We start from the raw sequence: 22,469 nt of genomic DNA on the forward strand, positions 1-22,469 counted from the left end.
TCGCGGCCACTCACGCGTCCTGGGCAGACACCGACATCACCCTCGAAGACCTGCTGGTGAGCCTCGCCGACAAGATCTGGAAGAACAAGCGCGTCCCGGACCTCGAAGACCTCATCGTGACCCACCTGGCCCAGGCGACCGGCCGGCAGCCGTGGGAGGAATACGCCGCCCTCGACGAACTCCTCACCCACATCGGCGACACCGCTGACCATAGGCTGACCTTCCAGGCCGCTTACCCGATCCACAGCTGAGACTGAGTCACGCTCGGCTTTCGGACCGACCTAAGAATTCCCACACTCTGAATAAGACCCTCCGCCAGCGGCGGCTCTTCCCTTATGGCCGCCGAACCGTCGGTCGCAGGAGCAGGTCAGTCAGTGGGTGCCTGGTCTGGGGATGTGGACGCCGGCGGCGCGGAGCTTGGTCTCGACGAGCGCGATCCCATGGGCCGTGGCCGATCCCTGCTCTTCGCCGTAGTGGGCGATCAGGTGGTATCGGGCCGCGGCGTCGGTGCGGGCTTGCAGGCCGGTCACGATCTTCAGGTGTGCGGGGTTGGCGAGGAAGTGGTCGGCAATGGCAGTGGCGAGTTCGGCCAGGCGCGGGTCGTCCGGCTGCCATGCCGTGGCTTCGGTGGCGCGCTTGATCAACGCGACGAAGCGGGGGTCGTCGAGGGCGTGCTCGACATGGGTGAGGAAGTCGTCGAAGCCCTCGGGAACCAGGGCCCTGGCCAGCACCCAGCCCTCCCTGGTGGCCGCCACCTCCTCCGTGGGGAGGCCGAGGCCGGACATCCGCTCCAGCAGCGCCACGGCGCGGTCGGGCAGCAGAGCCCGGTCTCCGTCGGCGAGCCGGTGCAGCATGTCACGGCGCGCGATCAGCTCCTCGATCCGTTCGGTGACCTGCCGCTCGACGTCGGCGAGCGCGGCGGCGAACTGGGCGGCGTCGGCATCGAGCAGGGGCCCGACTTCGGCCAGCGGCACCCCGGCGACGGCCAGCGTCCGGACCTGCACCAGCCGCAACAGCTCGGCCGATCCGTACCTGCGGTAGCCGGAGCTGTCGCGTTCCGGCTCCTTGACCAGGCCGAGCTTGTGGTAGTGGCGCACCGTCTTCATTGTGACGCCGACGAATGCCGCTGCCTGCCCGATCGTGACTCCGTTCATCTGCGCAATCCTGCCTTGTGCTCGAGCTCGGCGACTAGGCGGATCACAGCCGAGCATGTGGACAGGCCACGCCGAGGTCGACGAGCTCGGCGTGGCCCCGTTCGGGTTTCTCCCTGATGCACGACCGGAAGGGGGTGCCTCTGGAGGCGTGCGGGTCACAGGTGTTCAGTCCGACGGCTGAGCCGGATCGGCCTGCTCGCCGCAGAACACCTCGTTGACGAGCCGTTGCTGGGCGTTCTGGACCTTTGTTGCTATGGACAGGTCGGCGTCGTCCACCCAGTTCAGTACGGCGGTCAGGGTCTTGCTGCCGTCGGGCGTGCTGTACATCAGCGTCATGGAGCCGACCGTGCCGCCGTTGTGGGTGATGACGGTGCCGCCGCAATCCGTTTTCTGGACGAACACTCCCAGCCCGTAGTCCATGTTCGGGAGGCCGGTGGCGTGCGGGGTGCACATCTCGGCCAGCAGCGGGGCCGGCAGGAGCTTGCCGCCTACCAGCGCGGAGATGAACGTGGCCAGGTCCTGGCTGGTCGAGATCATGTCACCGCCGGTGGAGACCCAGGAGGGGTTGTGGCGGGTGATGTCGATCGTCTTCTGCCGGCCGGCTTCCTCGTAGCGGTAGTAGACGTGGGCGTGCGGCTCAGGGAGCTCCGGCGAGGCGTCCGGCACCACCGTGCCCGACAGCCCGAGCGGCCCCAGGATCAGCCGCTGCATCTCCTCGGCCAGCGAGCGGCCGGTGACCTTCTCGATCAGCAGCCGGGCCAGCACATAGTTGGTGTTGGAATAGCTCCAGCCCGTCCCCGGCTCGAACCGGGCCGGCTTGGACAGCGCCCGACATACCAGCTCCTCGGGCCGGTAGGTGTGGAACCGGTTGTCCACCCACTCCTTGCCCGTGGTGCCGTAGGGCACGGGGATCCCGTGCACGATCGACCCGTCCTCGTATACCTCGCCGGTGAAGTTGAACAGCCCGCTGGTGTGCTGCAACAGCATCCGCACCGTGATCCGCTCGTCCAAGACGAACTCGGGCAGGTAGTCCGCCGCCGGGGCGTCCAGCTCGATCTTGCCCTCGGCCACCAGTTGCAGCACCAGGGTCGCGGTGAAGGTCTTGGTGTTGCTGCCGATCCGGGCATGCCCGTTGACCGGCGGCTTGGCGGTCCCGCCCAGCTCGGCCACCCCGGCGCTACCGGCCCACTCGCCCCGCTCATCGTGTACGCGCAGCGACACTGCGAGGAAGCCGGACTCGACGATCTCCTCGATTGCCTTCCGCAGCTCCGGGCGATCCTGCCCGGCAGCCGCACCGTTGTCGGCAGTGGCTACCCTTGCGGCGTCGAGGGCTGCGGTGATCTTGCGGGCCATCTCGACCGCGGCAGGGCTCGGCTGGTCCTGGTGAATCTGGGCGGTTTCGACAGCGATGAGAACGGTACCGCGGAAGTTGTCGGCCTCGGCCGGGTCCTGCTTCCTCAGCAGGCTCATGGCCTCGGTCAGGGCCGGCAGCACGCGGTCGGCGATCTCGGCCACGGACTTGCCGGCCAGGTCCTTGCCCTTGGGGTAGTCGGCGAGCACGTGTCCGATCAGACCGGTGGCCGAGCCCAGCGCGATACCGCCGTTGGCGGCGATCTTGTGGGGCTTGCCGGCGGCGCCGGCGGCGGCCATCAGCGACACGGCGCCGTACGCGGCAGTCCGCAGGGTGCTCTTGTCCTGGTCGGAAAGGGTGATCGTCATGGTGGTTCGATCCTTCGAGAGTGTTACGTCCGGGGCGGCGTCGTGCCGCTGCGCCGAGCTTCCACCCTGACCCAAGGTCAACCTCAACCGTGATCTAGCTCACAGCAACGTTGAGAGGGCAGCCCGCCGACCAGTGGGGACGCCGAGATCGACGTGGCGCGGGTGTTCTCGAAGGCATTGGAGAAGTTCGTGAAGGGGTGCTCTGCGACGGTCAGCCGGTGAGCGTGAGCGGGTTGATCAGGTCGGCGTAGACGAGCAGGCCGGCCATGATGATCATGACGAAGGCCAGGGCGTAGGTGAGCGGCAGCACCTTGGCGATGTCCACGTACGCGGGCTCGGGACGCCGCGTGACACGGGCGAAGGCGCGCTTGAGGCCCTCCCAGAGGCCGCCCGCGATGTGGCCGCCGTCGAGCGGCAGCAGCGGGATCAGGTTGAACATGCCGATCGCCAGGTTGAACCCGGCCAGCAGATTCACCAGGAAAGCGACCTTCTTCTCGCCCGACAGGTCAGAGGAGAGGATCTCACCACCCATGCGTCCGGCGCCCACGACGCCGACCGGGCCCTCGGGGTCGCGCTTGTCGCCGGAGAACGCGGCGTGCCACACGCCGACCATCTTCTGCGGCAGGTTCAGCAGCGAGTCGGCGACCCGGCCGGTGAGCTGGCCCATGTAGCCGATCACGACGCCGAGGCTCTGCTGCTCCATGACCTCGGTGGGCATGACGCCGAGGAAGCCGACGTTCTTGTCGATCTTCGTCGGGTCGGCTGGCGACGGCCGGTCCTGGGAGATGAGCGTCACGTTGAGGGTCATCGGCTTGCCATCGCGGACGATGCCGACGGCGACGGGGCCGGCGCCGTGCGAGCGGATCAAGCGGGTGGCGTCGTCCCAGGAGGCGATCTTCTGGCCGCCGAAGGAGACGAGCCGATCGCCGGGCTTCATGCCGGCCTTGGCGGCGGGCGTCGGCTGGTCGGAGGCGCGGCAGTCGGTGCGCTGCTCGCTGATCGGGATCACGCAGGTGTTGGTCTGCGGGGACACCACCGGGGTCAGCGCGGGCAGGCCGATGCCGACGAGCAGGACCGAGAAGAGGATGAAGGCCAGCACGAAGTTCATGAACGGGCCACCGGACATGATGATGACCTTCTGCCACCACTTCTTCCGGTAAAAGACCCGCTCCTCGTCGCCCGGCCGCACCTCTTCCTGCGCCGCGTCGCGGGCGGTCTCGATGAGCCCCTGGAACGGGCCGGTGGAGGAACCCCTGAGCTTGGTGGGATCGTCGCCGGGCCGTGGCGGCAGCATGCCGATCATGCGAATGTAGCCGCCCAGCGGGATCCACTTGATGCCGTACTCGGTCTCACCTCGCCGGATGGACCAGGCGGTCGAGCCGAAGCCGACCATGTACTGGGGCACCCTGACACCGAAGATCTTGGCGGGCACGAAGTGGCCGAGCTCGTGCAACGCGACAGACGCCATCAGCCCGATCAGGAAGACTACGATCCCCGCGAGGTAAAGCCAGTTCATCTAGTCCCGCTCCAGGGCAGACAGAAGGTCCCGACAGCCCCAGAGTAGTCGAAGTCATCACACCTCGATGGCTTGCGCACCCTTTGCCACAGCGCCACATTCCGTTGACAGTACGCGATCGGGCGATCACTCTGGGGGATGACGGAGGTGGGAGCCTTGATCCGGATTCTGGTCGCCGAGCATCTGCCGCTGGTCCGGCGCGGTTTGGTGGCATCGCTCGACGCGGAGCCCGACCTGCGGGTGGTCGCCGAGGTGGGAGACGCGGACGGCGTCCTGCCCGCGGCGGCCGCGTGCGCGCCCGACACGGCGATCGTCGATCTGGACCTGCCCGGCGGAGGCGGCCTGTTCCCGGCGGCGCGACTGCGCGAGCGGGGCTGTCACGTACTCATCCTGTCGGCGCAGCCCAATCCCGGCCAGGTGCGCAGGGCGTTCGCCACGCACGCGCTCGGGTTCATGAGCCTCGACGTAGCGCCTGAGCAGCTCGCCGAAAGCCTGCGACTGGTCGCCGCCGGACGCCGCGCGGTCGACTCCGACCTGGCGATCGCCGCCCTCCAGTCGGTCGCCAATCCGCTGACCAGGCGCGAACTCGACGTGCTGCGGATCGCGGCGGGCGGGGCCCGGTCGACGGAGATCGCCGACCAGCTCTTCCTGTCGGTGGGCACCGTACGCAACCATCTGTCGCGCATCATGTGCAAGACCGGGGCCCGCAACCGCCTCGACGCGGTACGCATCGCGAGCGACTCAGGCTGGCTCTGAGAGCCGGAGGCGAAGACCGGATCCCGGTGAAGCCGCGCCGCTCCGCCGGGACCCGGAGTGGTGAACTCTTCGAGGATCTCAAAGTCGATCAAGCGCTGCCAGTGACCTTGTTCACGCCTTGACCCGTGTGATTCGTCACGGACGCCAGATGAGCACCAGCGCGCAGTCGTCGTTGTGGCCCGACGCCATGGCGTTGACCAGGGCCCGCGCGCCGTCACGGAAACCCGAGGGCAGCAGCCGCTCCGCCTCGCCGAGCAGCTTGTCGAGCCCGGCGTCGATGTCGCGCCCCGGCTGTTCGATCAGCCCGTCGGTGTAGAGCAGCAGCGCGTCGCCCTTGCGCAGGGTGCCGCTGTCGGGCTCGCAGTGCAGGTCGGGGACCACGCCGAGGACGACGCCCTTGGCCGTGGCGACCTGCCAGTTGCCCGTGCCCGCGTCGAACTTGACCACCGGCGGGTGGCCGGCCGAGGTGATCGTGTAGTCGCCCGTCGCCAGGTCGAGGCGTACGTGGACGGCCGTCACGAACCCCTCGTCGCCGCGCTGGCGGTGCAGGTAGGTGTTGCAGGCCGGCAGGAACTCGACGCCCGAGCCGAGCAGCCCGCCGAACGTGCCGGACAGCAGCAGCGCCCTGGTGCCCGCGTCGACGCCCTTGCCCGACACGTCGACCAGCGCGATCTCCACTTTGTCCTCGTCGCGCATGGAGACCAGGAAGTCGCCGCCGAAGGAGGAGCCGCCGGCCTGCTTGAGCACGACCTTGCCGCCCCAGTCCTTGGGCAGCGCGGGCAGCTCGCCCTGGCTCCTGAGCCGGTCGCGCAGCTCCAGCAGCATGGCGTCGCCGCGCAGCCCCTGCACGCCGAGCTTGCCCCGGGTGCGGGCCATCAGCACCGCCAGCACCGTGGTGAAGCCGATCGTCACCATGAGCCCGAGGCCGATCTGACCGACCCCGAGGGTGCCGGCGATGTAACCGAGCGAGATGATCACCGCGACGAGCAGCTTGATCAGGCTGTTCAGCCGCAGCTGCAGGCCGCCCACCAGAAGGATGAGGATGAGCAGCGAGGGCGAGAACCACTCGGTCGAGATCTGCGCGGCCAGCAGCCCGATGACGAGCGTGAGCATCGTCAACGTGACCAGCAGGTTGCGGTCTCGGGCCAAGGAGCCTCTCCTGAGGAACCGGACGACGGACACCAGAAATGGCACCCGCACCAGGAGCGCGCGGAGCCGTGGCGGTATCTGCAGCGCCGAACGGGAACTCATGATGCGCCTGACTGTAGCGCTCTGGCCTCCCTTTGGGCAGCCCACTTGACCAAGGCCTTGATCATTAAGCACGTATATTGGGTGGCCCCTCCCCTTTGCCCGCTCCTACCGTGGACGGATGACGTATCCGATCCGTCCGGTGGACGAGGCCGAGTGGCCGAAGTTCGCCGACGTGCTCTCCGAAGGCTTCAACTGGACGCCGCATCCCCAGGAATTCGAACGAGCCAAGGCGCAGACCGAGTTCGATCGGACGCTCGCCGCGTTCGACGGCGATGTCATGGCCGGTGTCACCGCCGTCTTCTCCTTCACCATGACGGTCCCCGGCGCGCAGATACCCGTCGCGGGAGTAACGGCCGTCAGTGTGCTCCCCTCCCACCGCCGTCGCGGCGTCCTGTCGAGCCTGATGCGCAGGCAGCTGTCCGACGTGCGCGATCGGGGCGAGTCCGTCGCCGCCCTGTACGCCTCGGAGTCCGTCATCTACGGCAGGTTCGGGTACGGCAGGGCGTCGACCGAGATGGGATTCAGCGTCGCCAAGCACGGCTCGGCGTTCGTGGCGAACGCCCCCACGGACCCCGCGCTGCGCCTCAGGGTGGCCAAGCCGGCCGAGGCCCGAGCCGAGTTCGAGCGGCTGTTCGCCTCCGTCGTGACCGCCCGTCCCGGGCGCTATCTCCGTAACAAGCACTTCTGGGATGGTCTACTGGCCGACGAGGAGTTCGACCGGCATGGAGACGGGGCTCTCCGCTCGGTGATCGCCGAGGACGACCGGGGCGTACGCGGTTACGCGTTGTTCAGGGTCAAGGCGAGCTGGGACGACAACGGCGTGCCCAACGGCCTGCTGAAGCTGGCGGAGCTGGAGGCGGCCGACCCCGCCGCCCGCGCGCTGCTGTGGCGCAGCGTGCTCGACCGCGACCTGATCTCCCGGGTGGAGGGCAGCCGGCCGGTGGACGACGCGCTCCTCGCGCTGCTCGCCGACCCACGGCAGCTCCGGGCGAGCTGCACCGACGAGCTGTGGGTACGCCTCGTGGAGGTGGACCGGGCGCTGACCTCGCGGGCGTACTCGTCGGCCGTCGACGTGGTGATCGAGGTCGAGGACGACGTGTGCCCGTGGAACGCCCGCCGCTGGCGGCTCAGCGCCGACACCTCCGGCGCGGAGTGCAAGCCGGTGGAGGACGAGCCCGACATGTCGCTGCGGGTCTCCTCGCTCGGCTCGGCGTACATGGGCGACGGCCTGCTCTCGGCGCAGCTCGACGCGGGGCTCCTGCGCGAGCACTCGGCGGGTTCGGTGCGCAGGCTCGACGCCGCCATGGCGTGGAGCCCGAAGCCGTGGGGCGGACTGTCCTTCTGACGCCGTCCCATCCGACACAGGCCCCTCTGACGTAGGCTCGCGGGCATGGCACTGCAGAGCTTGCAGATCACCGCGATCACCGCGATGCGGGCCCGCGACGTGTCGCGGCCCTCGAAGGAGCAGCAGGAGGCCGCCGACAGGCGGCCCCTGCGTGACGAGATGCCCAGACGCGAGCCCAAGCGGCGGGCTTAGGGCAGAGAGGGCAGCTGGCCGATCGTCTCGTAGGTCGCCACCTGCGCGATGCGGCGGGCGTGCCGCTCCGAGCCGGAGAACTGCGTGGCGAGGAAGGTCTCCACGAAGCCGGTCGCCTCGTCGTCGGAGTGCATGCGCGCGCCGATGGAGACGATGTTGGCGTTGTTGTGCTCGCGGGCGAGCCTGGCCGTCTCCTGGCTCCAGGCCAGGGCGGCCCGGATGCCGCGCACCTTGTTGGCGGCCATCTGCTCGCCGTTGCCCGACCCCCCGATGACGACGCCCAGGCTGCCCGGATCGCCGGCGACGCCCTCGGCGGCCCGCAGGCAGAACGCCGGATAGTCGTCCTCGGCGTCATAGACGAACGGACCGCAGTCGGTCACCTCGTGCCCGTTGTCCTTGAGCCAGGACACAAGGTGGTTCTTGAACTCATAGCCGGCATGGTCGGCACCGATATAGACACGCACGCGCCCAGTCTTCCACAGCGCCGCACACGGGCCTCGCACCAGCGCGTCGGCTGGCTAGAGTAAGGACCTCATCGGTTATCCAGCCCTTACGGAAGTTACGGAAGTAGAGCATCATGCGCGAGATCCGCGTCCTCGGCGATCCTGTGCTGCGTACACCCGCCGAGCCCGTCGAAGGCTTCGACCGCGAGCTGCGCCGCCTCATCGACGAGATGTTCGAGGCGATGTACGCGGTGGACGGCGTCGGACTGGCCGGGCCGCAGATCGGCGTGCCTAGGCGGCTGTTCGTCTATGACATCAACCGCCGCAAAGGTCACATGATCAATCCCGTGCTGACCGTGGACGATCCCGAAGAGGTGCTGGACGAGGAGGGCTGCCTGTCGGTGCCTGACCGGCAGACGGGCACGCCGATCTACGCCCCGGTGGCGCGGGCGGCGGGGGTGACCGTCGAGGGGTTCGACCGGCTCGGCCGCCCGCAGCGCGTCAAGGCACGCGGCTCACTGGCCCGCTGCTTCCAGCACGAGACCGAGCACCTCGACGGGCGGCTGTACGTCGACCGGCTGCCGAAGCCGGAGGCGCGCAAGATCATGCTCAGAACGTAGGTTGGCGGTATGAGTGAATCTTCGGGACAAGTTTTTTCGGGGAAAGGCGCGTTGGTCACAGGTGGCTCCCGGGGCATCGGCCGGGCCATCGTCGAACGGCTGACCGCCGACGGCGCCGAAGTGGTCTTCACCTATCGCGGCAACGCGGAGTTGGCCAAGGAGGTGGCCACGGCGACCGGAGCGCATGCCGTACAAGCCGATCAGGCGAGCAGGGCGGATCTCGACCGGCTGTTCGCCACGGCCGAGGAGCTGTTGCCGGGGCTCGACATCCTGGTCGCCAACGCGGCGGAGACCGGGCAGGGGCTCATCGCCGACATCACGGACGAGTCCTACGAGCGGGTGTTCACGGTCAACGCGCGTTCGGTGTTCCTGGCCATCCAGTGGGCCGGGCGGGTGATGCGCGACGGCGGGCGGATCATCAACATCTCCACGCTCAACACGCGCGTGCCCGGCCCGGGGATCTCCCTCTACGCGGGGAGCAAGGCGGCCGTCGAGCAGTTCACCAAGGTCGCGGCGCGTGAGCTGGGCGGGCGCGGCATCACGGCCAACATCGTCTCGCCCGGCGCGACCGACACCGACATGCTGCACGGCAGCAATCCGCCGGAGGCGCTCGAACAGATCCCCGCGATGACCGCGCTGCGACGGCTGGGGCAGCCGGACGACATCGCGGCCGTGGTGGCGTTCCTGGCCGGACCCGACGGGCGGTGGATCACCGGCCAGAACCTGCTGGCGGCCGGCGGGCTGCTCCTCTGAGCCGCGACGGCTTCCGCGGTGCGACGACTGCGGAGCCGCGACGGCTTCAGAGCTGCAGCGACTTGACCTCGAGGAACTCCTCCAGCCCGTGCTCGCCCAGTTCGCGGCCGATGCCTGACTGCTTGTAGCCGCCGAACGGTGCGAGCGGATTGAACGCGCCGCCGTTGATCGCGACCTGCCCGGTGCGCAGCCTGCGCGCCACCGCGACGGCGCGCTCCTGGGTGCCCGCCCACACCGCGCCGGCCAGGCCGTAGGGGGTGTCGTCGGCGATGCGGACGGCCTGGTCCTCGCTGGTGTAGGGGATGATCGACAGGACCGGGCCGAAGATCTCCTCCTGCTCGATCGTCATGCCCGGCTCGACCGCGGCGAAGACGGTCGGCTCGACGTAGTAGCCGCGCGGGTGCGGGCGTTCGGTGCCCCCGGTCACCAGCCTGGCGCCCTCTTCCTGGCCCCGGTTGATGTAGTGGATCACGCGGTCGCGCTGGGCCTCGGAGACGAGCGGGCCGATGCGGGTGGCCTCGTCGAACGGGTCGCCCACGGTGTAGCGGCGCGCCGCGTCGACGGCGAGGTGGACCGCGTCGTCGTACTGGTCGCGGTGGACGATCATGCGGGTCCACGCTGAGCAGGTCTGGCCGGCGTTGATGAAGCAGTTGGCGACGCCGACCTTGACGGCGGCGCCCAGGTCGGCGTCGGGCAGGATCAGGTTGGCGGACTTGCCGCCGAGCTCCAGCGCCACCCGCTTGACCGATTCGACCGCCAGCGACGCCACCCGGCGGCCGGCGGCCGTCGAGCCGGTGAAGGAGATCATGTCGACCTGCGGGTGCGCGGCCATGGCCTCGCCCACCACCGGTCCGCGCCCGCTGACCAGGTTGAACACGCCGGCGGGCAGGCCCACCTCGTGGAAGATCTCGGTCAGCGCGTACGCCGCCAGCGGCGCCACCTCGGACGGCTTGAGCACGACCGTACATCCGGCGGCCAGAGCCGGGGCGACCTTGCAGACGATCTGGTGCAGCGGGTAGTTCCACGGGGTGATGGCGGCGACCACGCCGACCGGCTCCTTGAGCACCAGCGAGTTGCCGACGCGCGACTCGCGCGGATGGCTCTCGGCCAGCCGGGCGTAGCCGGCCAGTACGCCCGCGGGCATCAGCGTCTGCACCTTGAGCGCGAAGCCCAGGGGTGAGCCCATGTCGGTCGCGATGGTCTTGGCGATGTCGCCGGCGCGCTCGGTCAGCAGCTCGGCGGCGGCGGCCAGCAGCTTGCCGCGCTCGGCGGCGGAAGTGGCGGACCAGGAGGGGAAGGCGCTCCGGGCGGCGCGTACGGCCGCCTCGACGTCGTCGGGGGCGCCGGCCGGCACCCGGTCGATGATCTGCTCAGTGGCCGGGTTGACGACCTCGATGGGCTCGCCGGAGACCGAAGCGGTCCAGACACCGCCGATGTACAGCTGACGCATAGCCCCCATCCTTGCGCGCCGGCCGTCGCTGAGCGAGGGCGTGGCGCCTCGTTCGGCTGCATCTTTCAGAAGGGTGCTGCTCTTTCAGAAGAGTACGGCCGGACACACCGGATAGGCGCGGATTGCGCCGCTACAAGTCACTGCGAGGTGAAAGTCAGTCGAAGCTCGGCCGCCGGGTACGCGAGCGCTTGAGCTCGAAGAAGTCGTCGAACTCGGTGACCAGCAGCACGCCGTCCCAGAGCCGGCCCGCGTCCTCGCCCCGGGGGATGGTGGTGACCACCGGGCCGAAGAAAGCGTTGGAGCCGACGCGGATGACGGGGGTGCCGACCTCCTGGCCGACCAGGGTGATGCCCTCGTTGTGCGACTTGCGGATGGCGTCGTCGTACTCGGTCGATTCCATGGCCTCGGCGGCCAGGCCCTTGTCGAGACCCACGGCCTCGAGCGACTCCTCGGCGATCAGGCGCAGGGTATCGATGTCTCGGCCCCGGCCCTCGTTGTGCAGGCGGGTGCCGAACTCGGTGTAGAGGCGGCCGATGTACTCCTCGCCGAAGCGGTCGGCGGCGGTGGCGATGACCCTGATGAGCTTCGCGCCCCGGGCGGACGACGCACGGTATTCGTCGGAGACGTCCTTGTCCTCGTTGAGGACCTGCAGGCTCATGATGCGCCAGCGAGGCTCGATCGGTCGAACCTTCTCGACTTCGAGCAGCCATCGTGACGTCACCCAGGCAAATGGGCAGAAAGGATCGAACCAAAGGTCTACGGGGGTCGTGTCAGTCACGAGGGCCATAACCTGGGGTGTCGATGTCCTATTCCCCGCGTGGCAGGATACCGACAAACCTCCATAAAGTGGCGAAAAGAAGTGCGAAAAGGAGTGGAACTTGGCAGGCAACCTGACCCGGGACGAGGCTCGCGAGCGCGCCCGGCTGTTGAAGGTCGAGTCGTATGAGGTCGCACTCGATCTGACCGAGGGAGACGAGCGCTTCGAGAGTGTCACGACCGTCCGGTTCAGCAGCAGCCGCCCGGGCTCGGCCACGTTCATCGATCTCCACGGCGCGCACGTTCGCAAGGTCACGCTCAACGGGGCCGACCTCGACGTCTCCACCTACGACGCGGAGAAGGGGCGCTTCCCGCTCCCCTCGCTGGCCGAGTCCAACGAGCTGCGCGTCGACGCCGACTGCGTCTACATGCGCAGCGGCGAGGGGCTGCACCGCTTCGTCGACCCGGTGGACCAGAAGGTCTACCTGCACAGCCAGTTCGAGACGGCCGACGCGCACCGCATGTACGCCTGTTTCGACCAGCCCGACCTCAAGGCCAGCTTCCAGCTGACGGCGCTGGCCCCGGCCGACTGGGAGGTCGTCTCCAACGCGGCCGCCTCCTCGGTCGAGTACCTGCCCGAGCAGGCCGGCAAGCACGGCATGGTGCAGGCGGCCAGGCGCTGGCTGTTCCCCGCCACGCCCGTCATGTCGACCTACATCACCGCGCTGGTGGCCGGGCCGTACCACAAGGTGACCTCCGAGCACGACGGCATCCCGCTGGGCATCTACTGCCGCGCCTCGCTCGCCGAGCACCTCGACGCCGACAACATCCTGGAGGTCACCCGGCAGGGCTTCGACTTCTTCCACAAGGTGTTCGGCGTCCGCTACCCGTTCGGCAAGTACGACCAGCTGTTCGTGCCGGAGTTCAACGCGGGCGCGATGGAGAACGCCGGCTGCGTGACCTTCCTGGAGGACTACGTCTTCCGGTCCAGGGTCACCGACGCCGTCGTCGAGCGGCGCGCCGAGACGATCCTGCACGAGATGGCGCACATGTGGTTCGGCGACCTCGTGACCATGCGCTGGTGGGACGACCTGTGGCTGAACGAGTCGTTCGCCACCTACATGTCGGTGCTCGCCCAGGCCGAGGCGACCCGCTGGGGCAAGGGCGCCTGGACGACGTTCGCGAACGTGGAGAAGTCCTGGGCCTACCGCCAGGACCAGCTGCCGTCCACGCACCCGATCGCCGCGGACATCCCCGACATGCAGGCGGTCGAGGTCAACTTCGACGGCATCACGTACGCCAAGGGCGCCTCGGTGCTCAAGCAGCTGGTCGCGTACGTCGGGCTGGACAACTTCCTGGCCGGGGTGCGCGACTACTTCGGCGAGCACGCCTGGGGCAACACCGAGCTGAAGGATCTGCTCGGGGCGCTGGAGCGGACCTCGGGGCGCGACCTGTCGTCGTGGTCCAAGGAGTGGCTGGAGACCGCCTGGGTCAACACGCTGCGCCCGTCGTTCACGGTCGCCGACGGCCGCTTCGAGACCTTCGAGGTGCTGCAGGAGGCGCCGGCCGACTACCCGACGCTGCGCTCGCACCGGGTCGCGGTCGGCCTCTACTCGCTGGCCGACGGTGTGCTGACGCGTACCAAGCGGGTCGAGCTGGACGTGGTGGGCGCCAAGACGAGCGTCGCGGAGCTGGTCGGGGAGGAGCAGCCCGACCTGGTCCTGGTCAACGACGACGACCTGACCTACGCCAAGATCCGGCTGGACGAGCGGTCGCTGCGTACCCTGGTCGACGGCGGCATCGCCGGCTTCACCGAGTCGCTGCCCCGGGCCCTGTGCTGGTCGGCCGCGTGGGACATGACCCGCGACGGCGAGATGTCCACCCGCGACTACGTCAAGCTGGTCGTCTCGGGCGTCGGCACGGTCAAGGACATCACGGTCCTGCAGGCCGTGCTCCGGCAGGCGCGGATGGCCATTCAGCAGTACGCCGACCCGGCGTGGCGGGCCGAGGGCCTGTCGCTGCTGGCCACCGAGCTGCGCACGCTGCTCGCCACGGCGGAGCCGGGCTCGGACCACCAGCTCGCCTTCCTGCAGGCGTTCGCGCCCACGGCGACCTCCGAGGCCGACCTGGCGATCATCGCCGGCATCCTGGACGGCTCGGCCGTACCCGAGGGGCTGACCGTCGACACCGACCTGCGCTGGACGCTCGTCCACGCGCTGGTGGTGGGCGGCCGGCTGGACGGCGCCGACATCGACGCCGAGCTGGCGCGTGACGCCACCGCCACCGGCGAGCGCTCCGCGGCGCTGTGCCGGGCGGCCATCCCGACGGCCGAGGGCAAGGCCGCCGCGTGGGCCTCGATCGTGGGTGGCAAGCTGGCCAACCACATCGCCCGTACGACGGTCAACGGCTTCCAGGATCCGCACCACCCGGAGCTGCTGGCCCCCTACCGGGAGAAGTACTTCGCGGAGATCGGCCGGATCTACCGGGAGTGGACGTTCGACCAGGCGCAGACGTTCACGGTCGGCTGCTTCCCCGCGCTGCTCATCGAGCCGGAGACGGTGCGGGCGGCGGAGTCCTACCTGGAGAAGGAGCAGCCGCCGCAGGCGCTGCGCCGGATGATCCTGGAGGGCGCTGACGGCGTCAGCCGGGCGCTGCGCAACCGCGCGAAGGACGCGTCCTAGCGAACAGCTCTTGAGAAGGGGTCTCCGGCGACGGAGGCCCCTTTTCGCGTTCCCGGACCCTTGACAGCGGCGTGCTGCGGCTTCATATTTTCACCACTAACTTTATTTCTAAAGAAAGTCGTTCTCATCACATGGCAGGCACTGATCGCGGTGATCTCACGAGGACGGCGATCCTCGCGCTCCTCGGCACCGTCGGGCCGCTGAGCCGCACCGAGCTGGCGCGCGAGCTGGACCTGAGCCCGGCGACCGTCACGCAGCTCACGCGCGAGCTCATGGGTTACGGGATGCTGGAGGAGCTCGACCTCAAGCCGTCGCGCGGCGGGCGGCCGGCCCAGCGGCTCGGGCTGGTGGGCAGCGCGGGGCGCGCGCTCGGCGTGAAGGTGACGGCCGACCATCTCGTGCTGGTCGACGTGCGGCTCGACGGCGAGGTGCTGGGGGCCTGGGAGTGCGCGTTCGACCCGTCGTCTCCTGAGGCGCTGGACCGGCTGGCCGACGCCGTCGAGGCGGTGGTCTCGGGCAGCGGGCGCGGGCTGACGGCGCGTACGTCCGCCTCGGCCGACCACGGGCAGGCGCCGCCGCTGCTCGGGATCGGTGTCGGGGTGCCCGGCAGCGTGGAGGACCAGGCGGTCGGTACGGTCAACGCGCCGACCCTGGGGTGGCAGGCCATGCCGGTGGGCGAGCGGCTGCGGCGGCGGCTCAAGCTGCCCGTGCTGGTGGAGAACGACGTGAACGCGCTGGCGGCGGCCGAGCGGCTCTACGGCCGGGGGCGTACCCACCGAGACTTCCTGGTGCTGACCATCGGGCGCGGCGTCGGCGCGGCGATCGTGGCCGACGGGCGGGTCTACCGGGGCGCCAGGGGCGGGGCCGGGGAGTTCGGGCACGTGCCCGTCGATCCGGCGGGGCCGGTGTGCGGGTGCGGGGCGCGTGGGTGCCTGGAGGCGTACGTCGGCTCGGCGGGACTGCTGGCGGCGGCCCGCGCCAAGAACGGCGGCTCGGCCGGTCTTACCGGGCTGGGCGCGGCCGGGGCGGCGGGCGATCCGGCGGCGCGGGAGGTGTTCGCCGAGGCGGGGGCCGTGCTCGGGCGGGCCGCGGCGGGGCTGATCAACGTGGTCGATCCCGAGGTCGTGGTGGTGCTCGGCGAGGGGACGGCCGACTGGCCGCTCTGGCAGGTGGGCTTCGACCCGGCCGTCAGGGCGCAGCTGTACCCGGGGCGCAGGGACATCTCGATCGAGGTGGAGAGCTGGGACGACACCAGCTGGGCCCAGGGCGCGGCGGCCCTCGTACTGGCCACCCCCTTCGACGCCGCCGGGGCCGCCGGGGAGCAGGGCCGCCTGGTCCGGGCCCGCCTGATCGGGACGACGCCATGAGCCAGTTACAGAGGAGCGAGCGCATGACCCTCACCGCCGTCCGGCCGCAGGCCGGGGGCACGCAGGAGCGGCGGGCGCCGCGGCGGCGCTGGCGGTACGCCGGGACCGTGGCCGTGTTCCTGCTGCCCAGCCTGATCCCGCTGACGCTCTACACGCTGATCCCGATGGTCGCCTCGTTCTGGACGAGCCTCCACGAATGGGACCTCATCACCGAGATGCGCTGGGTCGGCCTCGGCAACTACATCGAACTGCTCGGCGACGCCGGGACCCGGGCCGCGTTCCTGCACACGCTGTACTTCATCGCCGGTTACCTGCCGCTCGTCTACCTGGGCGGGCTGGGGCTGGCGCTGCTGCTGAACCGGGCGATGCCGGGACGCGGGCTGCTGCGCGGCGTCTACTTCCTGCCCGTCATCACTAGCTGGGTCGTCGTGGCGCTGATGTGGAAGTGGCTGCTCAACCCGGCCAGCGGGGTCGTCAACTGGGCGCTGGGGCTGTTCGGTGTCAGCGGGCCCGGCTGGTGGACCGATCCCGACTGGGCGATGCCGTCGATCATCTTCGCCTCGGCCTGGAAGGACCTGGGCTTCGTGATGATCATCCTGCTGGCGGGGCTGCAGGCCATCCCGAAGGAGTTCCAGGAGGCCGCCATGGTCGACGGGGCGAGCGCCGTGCGCCGGTTCAGGCACATCACGCTGCCGCTGCTGTCGCCGTCGTCGTTCTTCGTGGTGGTGATCTCGCTGATCAACGGCTTCCAGGTCTTCGACCAGGTGAAGATCATGACGGGTGGCGGGCCGGGCGGCGCGACGCAGGTCGTCGTGTCGCAGATCTACGACCTCACTTTCCGGTACGGCCGGGCGGGCGCGGCCTCGGCGCTGTCGTGGCTGCTGTTCGCCCTGGTGCTGCTCGTGACGATCGTGCAGATCCGGGGACAGCGGCGGTGGGTGACTTATGGGTAAGGCGATCCGCTATCTGCTGGTGGGCCTCGGCTCGGTGGTGATGCTGTTCCCGTTCGCCTGGGCGGTGATCACGTCGATCACGCCGAGCGACGCGGTGCTGGCCGTACCGCCGGACTTCACGCCCGACAACGCGAGCCTCGACGCCTACGGCAAGCTGCTCGACACACTGCCCTTCTGGCGGATCGTGGCCAACAGCGCCTGGATCGGGGCGGCCTCCACCACGCTGCAACTCCTCACCAGCGCGATGGCCGCCTACGCCTTCGCCAGGCTGCCGTTCCCAGGGCGGAGCGCGCTGTTCGCCGTCTACCTGGCGACGCTGATGATGCCGCTGCCCGTGCTGGTGGTGCCGCTGTTCATCGAGATGCGCACCTTCAACCTGGTCGACACGTACTTCGCGCTGCTGGCGCCGACGATCGCCTCGGCGTTCGGGGTGTTCTTGCTGCGGCAGGCCATCAACCAGGTGCCGAGGGAGTTCGACGAGGCGGCCGTGCTGGACGGCGCCGGACATTTCCGGATTTTTGTGTACGTGGTGCTGCCGCTGATCAGGCCGGCCCTGGCGACGTTCGCCATCTTCGGCTTCATGGCCAGCTGGAACAGCTACCTCTGGCCGCTGATCATCATCAAGTCGCCCGAGTTCATGACGCTGCCGCTGGGCCTGGCCACGCTGCACGGCCAGTTCACCACCGAGTGGGACGTGGTCATGGCGGGCTCGGTGATCAGCGTGGTGCCGATCCTCATCCTCTACGTCTTCGCGCAGAAGCACGTCATCGCCAGTGTCGCGCAGAGCGGGCTCAAGTAGTTGTGCACAAGTAAAGGAAGTCCCCCCATGTCACAGAAAATCCGGGTTGCTGCCTCCCTGGCAGCGGCCGCGCTGCTCGCCACCGCCTGCTCCCAGGGCTCGGCGACGAAGGCCCCGTCCGGCGAGGGCGGCAAGGTGACACTGCGTTACTTCACATTCTCGGCCGCGCCCGACCACGTGAAGGACCTGGACAAGATCGAGAAGGCCTTCGAGAAGGAGAACCCGAAGGTCGACGTGGTGGTGGAGACCGCGCCCTTCGACGAGTACTTCACCAAGCTCCAGACCAGCATCGCCGGCGGCACCGCGCCCGACACCTTCGAGCTCAACTACGAGAACTTCGTGACCTACGCCAGCGCGGGCTCCCTGCTCGACCTCGACACGGTGAAGGGCGACGGCGACCCGTCGGTGTACGCCAAGGAGTCGCTCGAGGCGTTCAAGCGCGACGGCAAGCAGTACGCGCTGCCCGCCTCGTTCTCCACGGTCGTGCTCTTCTACAACAAGGACCTGTTCGACAAGGCCGGAGTGGCCCCGCCGACGGCCGACTGGACCTGGGCCGACGAGCAGGCCGCCGCCGCGAAGCTGACCGACAAGAAGAAGGGCGTGTTCGGCGACTTCCAGCCGGTGCAGTTCTTCGAGTTCTACAAGACGCTCAAGCAGGCGGGCGGCGAGTTCCTGTCGGCCGACGGCAAGAAGTCGGCGTTCAACAGCCCGGCCGGGGTCAAGGCGGCGCGGTGGCTGGTCTCCAAGGTCGGCAAGACGATGCCGACCGAGGCGGAGATCGGCGGCACCGCCGACTACGACACGAACCTCTTCAAGTCCGGCAAGCTCGCCATGTGGCACAACGGCATCTGGCAGTTCGCCGGGCTGAAGGACGCCGCCTTCACCTGGGACGTGGTCGTCGAGCCCGGTGACAGCGCCAAAGCCAGCGCCGTCTTCCACAACGCCGTCGCCGCCTCCTCCGGCACCAAGCACGGCAAGGAGGCCTGGGCCTGGGCCCGGTTCCTGTCGTCGTCGAACACCGCGGCGACCACCCGCGTCGAGTCGTCGTGGGAGCTGCCGCCGGTCGCCGACCAGGCGGTGCTGTCCGGCTATCTCAAGGACCCCAAGCCCGCCAACCGCCAGGCGGTGTTCGACTCGCTGAAGTCGATCGCGCTGCCGCCGGTCATCAAGCGCCAGCAGGAGATGCAGGACGCCGTGACCAAGCAGCTGACCGAGGCCGCCGCCGGGCGCAAGCCGGTGGAGGAGGCGCTCAAGACCGCCGCCGCCGACGTAGACGCCCTGCTGTCTTAGGAGAGTTCGTTGTCCCTTGTCTCGCACAGCCTCGACCTGATCCAGCGGCTCCAGTCCCCCACCGGCGCCTACCCGGCCTCGCCCACCTTCTCCGCTTATCGCGGCTACTCGTGGCTGCGTGATGGGGCGTTCATCGCCGAGGGGGTGAGCAGGCACGGCGACGCCGCCGGCGCGGACGCCTTCCACACCTGGTGCGCCCGGGTGATCGGCGACCGGGCGGGACAGGTCGACTCGCTCGTCTCGCGCGCGGGACGCGGTGAACCGGTCTCGCCCGCCGAGATGCTGCCGACGCGGTTCACACTCGACGGTGTGGACGGGGACGTCGACTGGTGGGACTTCCAGCTCGACGGGTACGGCACGTGGCTGTGGGCGCTGCGCGAGCACTCCTTCCGGCACGGCCGGGCGGTCTCGGGTGTGGAGAAGGGGGTGCGGACGGCGGCCCGGTATCTCACCTCGTTCTGGGACATGCCGTGTTACGACTGGTGGGAGGAGCATGTCGAGCAGCGGCACGTGGCGACGCTGGGCGCGGTGCACGCCGGGCTGCGGGCGGCCGTCGGGCTGGGTGTGCTGAGCGGGGCCGAGTCAGAGGCGGCGGGGCGGGCGGTGGAGGGGATCGCGGCCCTGGTGGCCGCCGAGGGCGTCTCGGGCTCCGCCGCTCAGAAGTCCGGATATCTCACGAAATGGCTGGGCAGCGAGGCCGTGGACGCCAGTCTGCTCGCGTGCGTCGAGCCGTTCGGGCTCTACGCGGCCGATCACCCGGTCGGCGCGGCGACGGTGGCCGAAGTGGAGCGGCAGCTCGCCGTCGACGGCGGCGTGTACCGCTACCGGGCCGACACCTTCTACGGCGGCGGGCGCTGGGTGCTGCTGGCCGGGTTCCTCGGCTGGAACCACGCGCGGGCCGGGCGGCGTGCGGAGGCCCGGCGGTATCTGGACTGGATGGCGGCCCAGGCGACCGCCGAGGGTGACCTGCCCGAGCAGGTGTCCGACCTGCTGCTGGCGCCCGACCGGCTCCAGGAGTGGCGGGACCGATGGGGCGCCGTGGCCACGCCGCTGCTGTGGTCGCACGGGATGTACCTGATCCTCGCCGACGAGCTGAACAAGCTGGACGAGCTGGACGAGCAGGGCGGGCTTGACGAGCAGGGGGTGCGGGCATGATCCGGCATCGGCCGTACGGGTCCGGGCACCCGTACGCCACGACCGAGGACCAGCGCGTGCCCGCCTGGCCGATGGACGGCGAGGCGGTGGAGCTGCGGGTGCGGGCCTCGGCCAAGGTCGTCTCGGTGGTGTGCGAGTGGGCCACCGACGGGAAGGCGCCCGTCGACCTGCCGCTGGCCAGGTCGGGTGCCGCACCGGACCCGGACATGGCGGAAACAGTGGAGGCGGCGGAGGCCGCGGAGGCAGCCGAGGCGGAGACCGTTGACGGCGGGCATCTGGCCGCGGCGCAAGCCAGGGCGGCGCGGGCCGCCGCCGGATCATGGGTGGCGCGCTCACCCGTGTTGCGCGCCGGACACCGGTACGCCTACCGGTTCCGGGCCGCGCTGGACGGTGGCGGGAGCCGTACCAGCAGGTGGTTCGAGGTGACGGCGGCGGCGTGGGGCCGGAGCGGCGGGAAGCTCGTCGTGCGCGGCGCCGACCGGGTGGTGCCGGGGAGCGTGCGGTGGCTGGTCGGCGGCGACGGGGCGCGGCGGGTGCGGTTCGAGCTGGCGCTGGCCGACGGCGAGCACGTGGTGGGGTTCGGCGAGCGGTTCGACGCGGTGGACCAGCGCGGGCGGCGGCTGGACGCGGTGGTGTTCGAGCAGTACAAGGCGCAAGGGGCGCACGGCAGGACGTACCTGCCGATGCCGTTCGCGCTCGTGGTCGGCGGGGCGGCGAGCTGGGGGTTCCACGTCGAGACCTCCAGGCGGACCTGGTACGACGTCGGCGCGTCCACCCCGGACCGGCTGGTCGTGGAGGCGGAGGTGGGGCCGGACGGCGAGCCCTCGGTCCGGCTCTATGACGGCGCGACCCCGGCCGACGTGCTGCGGGACTTCCTGGACGAGGTGGGGCGGCCGACGGAGCTGCCCTCGTGGGTGTTCCGGCTGTGGGCCAGCGGCAACGAGTGGAACACGCAGGAACGCGTGATGGCCGAGATGAACCGGCACCGCGAGCACGACATCCCGGTCGGGGCGCTGGTCATCGAGGCGTGGAGTGACGAGACGACGTTCACGGCGTTCCGAGGGGCCGAATACGAGCCGTCGGAGGAGCCGCACCGGCTGGCGGACTACGTCTTCCCGCCGGACGGGCCGTGGCCGGACCCCAAGGGCATGGTGGACGAGCTGCACCAGCGGGACGTCAAGGTGCTGCTCTGGCAGATCCCGCTGCAGAAGATGCGCCCGCACCCCCGGCACCAGGCGGCCGTGGACGCCCGGCAGCTGGTCGAGCGCGGCTACGGGGTCAGGGAGGCCGACGGCCGGCCGTACCGGAACCGGGGCTGGTGGTTCCCGCTGGCGCTCATGCCCGACCTGTCCTCGCCCGAGGTCCGCGACTGGTGGACGGCCAAGCGCGCCTACCTGGTGGATGAGGTGGGCGTGGACGGGTTCAAGACCGACGGCGGCGAGCATGCGTGGGGCCACGACCTGCGCTACGCCGACGGGCGCAGGGGTGACGACGGCAACGGCCTGTTCCCCGTGCATTACGCGCGTGCCTTCGGCGAGCTGCTGGAGCGCTACGGCAAGGCGCCGGTGACGTTCAGCCGGGCCGGGTTCGCCGGATCCCAGCCGCACGGCGTGTTCTGGGCCGGGGACGAGGACTCGACCTGGGCGGCGTTTCAGTCGTCCATCAGGGCCGGGATCACCGCCTCGGCCTGCGGGATCGTCTACTGGGGCTGGGACCTGGCCGGGTTCTCCGGTGACCTGCCCGATGCCGAGCTCTATCTGCGGGCGGCCGGGGCGGCGGCGTTCATGCCGATCATGCAGTACCACTCGGAGTTCAACCACCACCGCCTGCCCCTCAGGGACCGCACGCCGTGGAACGTGGCCGAGCGGACCGGCGACGACCGGGTGCTGCCCGTCTTCAGGCGGCTGGCCAAGGTGCGCGAGCGGCTCGTGCCGTACCTGGCCGGGCAGGCCCGTCAGGCGGTCGGCGGCGGGGCGCCGCTGATGCGCGGGCTGTTCTTCGACCACCCGGACGACCCGCGCGTCTGGGAGCGTCCGCTGCAGTACAAGCTGGGCGATGCGCTGCTGGTGGCCCCGGTGACGGCGCCCGGGGTCGCGGAGCAGGCGGTCTACCTGCCCGCAGGCGACTGGGTCGATGTCTGGACCGGCCGCGCCCATCGCGGCGGGCGCGAGGTCACGCTGCCCGCGCCGCTCGACCGTCCGCCGGTCCTCTGCGCGGCGGAGCACTGGCCTCATCTCTCACCCGTGTTCGCCACCTGATAGGAGCTCCC

Annotated in this window: 20 protein-coding genes; 13 read left to right on the top strand and 7 right to left on the bottom strand. The window is 69.9% G+C overall.

What is annotated here, in order from left to right:
- The first annotated feature begins 56 nt into the window (after positions 1–56).
- The gene (locus AB0C30_RS38975) at positions 57–251 is read left to right on the top strand and encodes a hypothetical protein (RefSeq protein ID WP_357953479.1); all 195 of its coding nucleotides are present in this window, start codon (positions 57–59) and stop codon (positions 249–251) included.
- Positions 252–371: 120 nt separating this feature from the next.
- On the opposite strand, the gene AB0C30_RS38980 is transcribed toward AB0C30_RS38975, so the two are convergent.
- The 3 genes from AB0C30_RS38980 to AB0C30_RS38990 all read right to left on the bottom strand — a co-directional run bounded on the left by AB0C30_RS38980 (position 372) and on the right by AB0C30_RS38990 (position 4,389).
- Complete coding sequence (locus tag AB0C30_RS38980; protein ID WP_357953481.1) at positions 372–1,154, bottom strand: MerR family transcriptional regulator; 783 nt, start codon at positions 1,152–1,154, stop codon at positions 372–374.
- 165 nt (positions 1,155–1,319) lie between these two features.
- The gene (locus tag AB0C30_RS38985) at positions 1,320–2,873 is read right to left on the bottom strand and encodes a serine hydrolase domain-containing protein (protein ID WP_357953483.1); all 1,554 of its coding nucleotides are present in this window, start codon (positions 2,871–2,873) and stop codon (positions 1,320–1,322) included.
- 211 nt (positions 2,874–3,084) lie between these two features.
- Positions 3,085–4,389, bottom strand: a complete 1,305-nt coding sequence (locus AB0C30_RS38990; RefSeq protein WP_357953485.1) for a site-2 protease family protein — start codon at positions 4,387–4,389, stop codon at positions 3,085–3,087.
- Between the two features lie 147 nt (positions 4,390–4,536).
- Here AB0C30_RS38990 and AB0C30_RS38995 point away from each other — a divergent pair, with 147 nt between their 5' ends.
- Positions 4,537–5,145: a response regulator transcription factor gene (locus AB0C30_RS38995; protein WP_357953486.1), complete on the top strand. Its 609-nt coding sequence runs from the start codon at positions 4,537–4,539 to the stop codon at positions 5,143–5,145.
- A gap of 135 nt (positions 5,146–5,280) precedes the next feature.
- Here AB0C30_RS38995 and AB0C30_RS39000 read toward each other — a convergent pair whose 3' ends face one another.
- Complete coding sequence (locus AB0C30_RS39000; RefSeq protein ID WP_357953488.1) at positions 5,281–6,396, bottom strand: PP2C family protein-serine/threonine phosphatase; 1,116 nt, start codon at positions 6,394–6,396, stop codon at positions 5,281–5,283.
- Between the two features lie 118 nt (positions 6,397–6,514).
- Here AB0C30_RS39000 and AB0C30_RS39005 point away from each other — a divergent pair, with 118 nt between their 5' ends.
- Positions 6,515–7,741: a GNAT family N-acetyltransferase gene (locus AB0C30_RS39005; protein ID WP_357953490.1), complete on the top strand. Its 1,227-nt coding sequence runs from the start codon at positions 6,515–6,517 to the stop codon at positions 7,739–7,741.
- Positions 7,742–7,786: 45 nt separating this feature from the next.
- A complete protein-coding gene (locus AB0C30_RS39010; RefSeq protein ID WP_357953492.1) occupies positions 7,787–7,933 on the top strand; it encodes a hypothetical protein in 147 nt (48 codons plus the stop codon).
- Here the strand turns inward: AB0C30_RS39010 and AB0C30_RS39015 are convergent.
- Entirely contained in the window at positions 7,930–8,397 is a 468-nt protein-coding gene (locus tag AB0C30_RS39015) for a ribose-5-phosphate isomerase (RefSeq protein WP_225292568.1), read from the bottom strand. The two genes, AB0C30_RS39010 and AB0C30_RS39015, sit on opposite strands and share 4 nt — an antisense overlap.
- A gap of 113 nt (positions 8,398–8,510) precedes the next feature.
- Between AB0C30_RS39015 and def the strand changes: the two genes are divergently transcribed.
- Positions 8,511–8,996: a peptide deformylase gene (gene def, locus AB0C30_RS39020; protein WP_357953494.1), complete on the top strand. Its 486-nt coding sequence runs from the start codon at positions 8,511–8,513 to the stop codon at positions 8,994–8,996.
- Positions 8,997–9,047: 51 nt separating this feature from the next.
- Complete coding sequence (locus AB0C30_RS39025) at positions 9,048–9,749, top strand: SDR family oxidoreductase (protein ID WP_357953496.1); 702 nt, start codon at positions 9,048–9,050, stop codon at positions 9,747–9,749.
- A 46-nt stretch (positions 9,750–9,795) separates the two neighbouring features.
- Here the strand turns inward: AB0C30_RS39025 and AB0C30_RS39030 are convergent, their stop codons facing one another.
- Both AB0C30_RS39030 and AB0C30_RS39035 read right to left on the bottom strand, forming a co-directional pair.
- A complete protein-coding gene (locus AB0C30_RS39030) occupies positions 9,796–11,199 on the bottom strand; it encodes an aldehyde dehydrogenase family protein (protein ID WP_357953498.1) in 1,404 nt (467 codons plus the stop codon).
- Between the two features lie 154 nt (positions 11,200–11,353).
- A complete protein-coding gene (locus AB0C30_RS39035; RefSeq protein WP_357953500.1) occupies positions 11,354–11,857 on the bottom strand; it encodes a disulfide bond formation protein DsbA in 504 nt (167 codons plus the stop codon).
- A gap of 220 nt (positions 11,858–12,077) precedes the next feature.
- On the opposite strand from AB0C30_RS39035, the gene pepN reads away from it, so the two are divergent.
- The 7 genes from pepN to AB0C30_RS39070 all read left to right on the top strand — a co-directional run bounded on the left by pepN (position 12,078) and on the right by AB0C30_RS39070 (position 22,458).
- Complete coding sequence (gene pepN / locus AB0C30_RS39040; protein ID WP_357953502.1) at positions 12,078–14,636, top strand: aminopeptidase N; 2,559 nt, start codon at positions 12,078–12,080, stop codon at positions 14,634–14,636.
- Between the two features lie 131 nt (positions 14,637–14,767).
- Complete coding sequence (locus tag AB0C30_RS39045; protein WP_357953504.1) at positions 14,768–16,003, top strand: ROK family transcriptional regulator; 1,236 nt, start codon at positions 14,768–14,770, stop codon at positions 16,001–16,003.
- A 23-nt stretch (positions 16,004–16,026) separates the two neighbouring features.
- Positions 16,027–16,956 carry a sugar ABC transporter permease gene (locus AB0C30_RS39050; RefSeq protein WP_357953506.1) on the top strand — a complete coding sequence of 310 codons (930 nt, stop codon included), beginning with the start codon at positions 16,027–16,029 and terminating at the stop codon, positions 16,954–16,956.
- Complete coding sequence (locus AB0C30_RS39055; protein WP_357953508.1) at positions 16,949–17,755, top strand: carbohydrate ABC transporter permease; 807 nt, start codon at positions 16,949–16,951, stop codon at positions 17,753–17,755. The genes AB0C30_RS39050 and AB0C30_RS39055 overlap by 8 nt, the downstream gene beginning before the upstream one ends.
- A 27-nt stretch (positions 17,756–17,782) precedes the next feature.
- On the top strand, positions 17,783–19,045 hold the full coding sequence (locus AB0C30_RS39060) for a sugar ABC transporter substrate-binding protein (RefSeq protein ID WP_357953511.1): 1,263 nt from the start codon (positions 17,783–17,785) through the stop codon (positions 19,043–19,045).
- Positions 19,046–19,054: 9 nt separating this feature from the next.
- Positions 19,055–20,200, top strand: a complete 1,146-nt coding sequence (locus AB0C30_RS39065; RefSeq protein WP_357953513.1) for a glycoside hydrolase family 15 protein — start codon at positions 19,055–19,057, stop codon at positions 20,198–20,200.
- Positions 20,197–22,458, top strand: a complete 2,262-nt coding sequence (locus tag AB0C30_RS39070) for a TIM-barrel domain-containing protein (protein WP_357953515.1) — start codon at positions 20,197–20,199, stop codon at positions 22,456–22,458. The genes AB0C30_RS39065 and AB0C30_RS39070 overlap by 4 nt, the downstream gene beginning before the upstream one ends.
- The last annotated feature ends 11 nt before the right edge of the window (positions 22,459–22,469 follow it).

It is taken from the genome of Nonomuraea sp. NPDC048901 (genome assembly GCF_040649695.1).
GTDB lineage: Bacteria > Actinomycetota > Actinomycetes > Streptosporangiales > Streptosporangiaceae > Nonomuraea.

Excerpts from the sequence above, each read along its gene's own strand:
- AB0C30_RS39045 (WP_357953504.1), top strand. The coding sequence starts at position 14,768 with ATGGCAGGCACTGATCGCGGTGATCTCACGAGGACGGCGATCCTCGCG.
- AB0C30_RS39030 (WP_357953498.1), bottom strand. The coding sequence starts at position 11,199 with ATGCGTCAGCTGTACATCGGCGGTGTCTGGACCGCTTCGGTCTCCGGC.
- AB0C30_RS38985 (WP_357953483.1), bottom strand. The coding sequence starts at position 2,873 with ATGACGATCACCCTTTCCGACCAGGACAAGAGCACCCTGCGGACTGCC.
- AB0C30_RS39060 (WP_357953511.1), top strand. The coding sequence starts at position 17,783 with ATGTCACAGAAAATCCGGGTTGCTGCCTCCCTGGCAGCGGCCGCGCTG.
- def (WP_357953494.1), top strand. The coding sequence starts at position 8,511 with ATGCGCGAGATCCGCGTCCTCGGCGATCCTGTGCTGCGTACACCCGCC.
- AB0C30_RS39055 (WP_357953508.1), top strand. The coding sequence starts at position 16,949 with ATGGGTAAGGCGATCCGCTATCTGCTGGTGGGCCTCGGCTCGGTGGTG.
- AB0C30_RS39035 (WP_357953500.1), bottom strand. The coding sequence starts at position 11,857 with ATGAGCCTGCAGGTCCTCAACGAGGACAAGGACGTCTCCGACGAATAC.
- AB0C30_RS38990 (WP_357953485.1), bottom strand. The coding sequence starts at position 4,389 with ATGAACTGGCTTTACCTCGCGGGGATCGTAGTCTTCCTGATCGGGCTG.
- AB0C30_RS39005 (WP_357953490.1), top strand. The coding sequence starts at position 6,515 with ATGACGTATCCGATCCGTCCGGTGGACGAGGCCGAGTGGCCGAAGTTC.
- AB0C30_RS38980 (WP_357953481.1), bottom strand. The coding sequence starts at position 1,154 with ATGAACGGAGTCACGATCGGGCAGGCAGCGGCATTCGTCGGCGTCACA.
- AB0C30_RS39010 (WP_357953492.1), top strand. The coding sequence starts at position 7,787 with ATGGCACTGCAGAGCTTGCAGATCACCGCGATCACCGCGATGCGGGCC.
- AB0C30_RS39070 (WP_357953515.1), top strand. The coding sequence starts at position 20,197 with ATGATCCGGCATCGGCCGTACGGGTCCGGGCACCCGTACGCCACGACC.
- AB0C30_RS39050 (WP_357953506.1), top strand. The coding sequence starts at position 16,027 with ATGACCCTCACCGCCGTCCGGCCGCAGGCCGGGGGCACGCAGGAGCGG.
- AB0C30_RS39000 (WP_357953488.1), bottom strand. The coding sequence starts at position 6,396 with ATGAGTTCCCGTTCGGCGCTGCAGATACCGCCACGGCTCCGCGCGCTC.